1 protein-coding gene is annotated in these 1,170 nt (G+C 53.8%); it reads right to left on the bottom strand.

The genetic code is table 11. The features are described from left to right. Nucleotides 1–413: 413 nt before the first annotated feature. Entirely contained in the window at nucleotides 414–860 is a 447-nt protein-coding gene (locus NZK35_RS34245; protein WP_259637025.1) for a DUF1569 domain-containing protein, read from the bottom strand. Between the last annotated feature and the right edge of the window lie 310 nt (nucleotides 861–1,170).

Raw genomic sequence — 1,170 nt, 5'->3', positions numbered from 1 at the left:
GCGTGTTGATCTCATTGGTGCACTTCAAGCATCCCAAGGCGCTCGACTCCCAAGGATCGCCGCGTCGTGTGTTCGGTCGGATTCGCCATAGAGTCAAAGAAAAATACCCTCGGACCACACAACGCGAGTCACAGGGGAGTCATGCGCCGGCGGATCATACGATGGGCCACAAGAGATCAAGACGGCTCCCATGCTTTGGTGCAATTCATCGTCCTGCCTCGCTGGACATGGTCCAGACAGAAGTGAGTAGAATCTTCCCAACCAACCCGAGCACCAAACCTCGGCGTGAACCTGATTCGGCATCGATAGCATGATTCGGCGCGAGGTATGGATTATTTCTCGATTCCATGACTACCGTTCGATTGCCCATTAGTTGGCAGAACGTCCGTGATGGGTGGAGAGGGAAATGCCTGTCAGGCGTCCGGTACGACGAAGCTTAAGTGATGGGCAGCGTGCCATTGTTGCAGTAAGAGCCATTGTTCACGATTGAGTCGACCCAGCATCGGATAGTGCGTGACAAATTGAGTAGATGGGTCCATTAAGGTTTCCGCGAGCGCATAAAATCGGTTTGCACAAGCGTCTTCATCGAGATCGAGGGCGGGCTGAAGTTGCAGCGGTGCCTTGCCACGAAGTTTGGATGGTTTGCCCTTCCGCATCGTTGGCATGAACATCAGTTTCATCACTGGTCGCAACAACGCAGGAAACGTGAACTCTGCACCGCTAATCGTCATTTGCATGGACGTATTCAGATGATCCAGTATTTGAGCGAGGTTCCAGTTCCCAACCAATTCGTAGCCACCTTCTCGCAAATGCAAAATGTCTTCGCATGCAGCGGCCAAGTCAGGGTAACGCAAATCCATTCGTCGTTCCGCGATTGTCGTTTTGCGATCGGGTTTCTGGAGCATGCTTGTTGAGTGTGATCGTAGGTAGAGTGAGTAGTTCAGTCGGGGAAGGGTACGAATCACACGGCGACGGCGAAAGCCCCAAACACAGAGACCAACTCGACTCCGTCGCTCGTGTGCATTCGCCGGTTCACCGATCTTCTACTCCGAATTTCCGGGTACGATTACACCCGCGAAGCTGATTAGAGCGGATCCTGCCAGACGGTGCCAGTTTCTCAAGCCCAGGCGAATTCAAGCTGAGCGGCGGGAGGCTGGTCCGATTCGGCCG

This window comes from Stieleria sedimenti, assembly GCF_025060895.1.
In the GTDB taxonomy this organism is placed as follows: Bacteria; Planctomycetota; Planctomycetia; order Pirellulales; family Pirellulaceae; genus Stieleria; species Stieleria sedimenti.
This window is presented reverse-complemented; position numbering and strand designations above follow the sequence as displayed.